Source organism: Methylibium sp. T29, assembly GCF_000576205.1.
GTDB classification, from domain to species: Bacteria; Pseudomonadota; Gammaproteobacteria; order Burkholderiales; family Burkholderiaceae_C; genus Methylibium; species Methylibium petroleiphilum.
The window spans coordinates 1-1,793 of record NZ_AZND01000426.1 but is presented as its reverse complement, the minus strand read 5'-3'; the positions used below and the strand labels follow the sequence as shown (position 1 = coordinate 1,793).

The window sequence follows — 1,793 nt, the reverse complement described above, 5'->3', positions numbered from 1 at the left end:
CCCCGGTCAGCACGACGCAGCGCACGCCGGCGTCGCCGCCGCCGCGTCGAGCTCGCCGCGCAGGCGCCCGAGCATCTCGGTGGTGAAGCTGTTCAGCGCGGCGGGACGGTGCAGCGTCAGCGTCCGCACGCTGCCGGTCTGCGCGACGAGGACCGTGGGGTCGGACATCGGTGCTGCCTTTTCTGCCAGGGAATGCCGGGACATCTCCCGTGTGCGCTCGGGCAATGCATGATTGACCGACCAGTCGGTAGACTATATGTTCCGGTTCGGGCTCCTGCCCATCCCTGCAACTACCTACCCGGAGCCGCCATGCCCTGCTACGCCATCGACGGGGTGCTGCCGGTTGTCGATCCGAGCGCCTACGTCCACCCCACGGCGGTGCTGATCGGAGACGTGATCGTCGGCGCGCACTGCTACGTCGGCCCCTGCGCCTGCCTGCGCGGCGACTTCGGACGCATCGTCATCGGGCCGGGCGCCAATGTGCAGGACAACTGCGTGCTGCACGGCTTCCCGGACCAGGCGACCGTGGTCGAGGAGAACGGCCACATCGGCCACGGCGCGGTACTGCACGGCTGCGTGGTGCGGCGCGACGCGCTGGTGGGCATGAACGCGGTGGTGATGGACGAGGCCGAGGTCGGCGCGCAGGCCATCGTGGCGGCCTGCGCCTTCGTCCCGGCCGGCATGCAGGTGCCGCCGCGCACGCTGGTGGCCGGCACGCCGGCCCGGCCCAAGCGGCTGCTGAGCGACGCGAGATCGCCTGGAAACTCGAAGGCACCCAGACCTACCAGGACCTCGCGCGGCGCAGCCGCGACTCGCTGCGCGAGGTGCAGCCGCTCACCGCGCTTGACGCCGACCGGCCGCGCCTGCAGGGACCGGCGCTGCGGACGCTGATCGCGACGAAGCGTGCCTGAGGCCGGCGTCGCGCGCGCGACTGTCCTCACCGTCCGGCAATCGCACACTCATCGCTCCTGCCCCTTCACCCCACCCAGGCGGACCCCATGCAAGCACTCTGGCAACACAGCGCCCTCGAACTGGCCACGCTGATCGCACGGCGCGACGTGTCCTGCGTCGAGGTGATCGAGGCCCATCTGGCGCGCATCGAGGCCGTCAACCCGCGCGTCAACGCCGTGGTCCGTCTGCTGGCCGACGAGGCCCGCGCCGCCGCCGTGGCGGCCGATCGCCAGGTGGCGGCGGGCGCCGCGCTCGGTCCGCTGCACGGCGTGCCGATCACGGTGAAGGAAAACATCGACATGGCCGGCCTGCCCACCCCCTGGGGCGTGCCGGCGCTGGCTGGCGCGATGGTGCCGGAGGATGCGCCGACGGTGCAACGCATGCGCGCGGCCGGCGCGATCCCGATCGCCCGCACCAACCTGCCCGACCTGGCGCTGCGGGTGCACACCGACAGCAGCCTGCACGGCGCCACGCTCAACCCCTGGAATCCGGGGCGCACCGCCGGCGGCTCGAGCGGCGGCGACGCGGTGGCGCTGGCCACCGGCATGGCCGCGATCGGCCTGGGCAACGACATCGGCGGCTCGCTGCGCAACCCGGCCAATGCCTGCGGCATCGCGTCGATCCGGCCGTCGGCGGGCCGCGTGCCCGACGCCGGCTTCGTGCCGGCCGAAGACCGCCTGTTCGCGGTGCAGCTGATGAACGTGCAGGGCCCGATGGCACGTCGCGTGGCCGACGTGCGTGCCGCGCTGCAGGCGCTGATGGGCGCGCACCCGCGTGATCCCTGGTCGATCTCGGCGCCGCTGGTCGGCGCCGCCGAGCCCGGACCGCTGCGCGTCGCGGTG

Annotated in this window: 1 protein-coding gene and 2 pseudogenes; 2 read left to right on the top strand and 1 reads right to left on the bottom strand. The window is 73.2% G+C overall.

Features of this window, described 5'->3' with window-relative positions; all coding sequences use genetic code 11:
- A pseudogene (locus tag x551_RS24765) lies at positions 1–168 on the bottom strand (enoyl-CoA hydratase/isomerase family protein); the annotation flags it as partial.
- Between the two features lie 141 nt (positions 169–309).
- On the opposite strand from x551_RS24765, the pseudogene x551_RS21700 reads away from it, so the two are divergent.
- Both x551_RS21700 and x551_RS21695 read left to right on the top strand, forming a co-directional pair.
- Positions 310–911 (top strand): annotated as a pseudogene (locus x551_RS21700) (transferase hexapeptide repeat family protein).
- Positions 912–998: 87 nt separating this feature from the next.
- The coding region (locus tag x551_RS21695) for an amidase family protein (RefSeq protein ID WP_036251304.1) at positions 999–1,793 on the top strand (795 nt) is incomplete at its 3' end.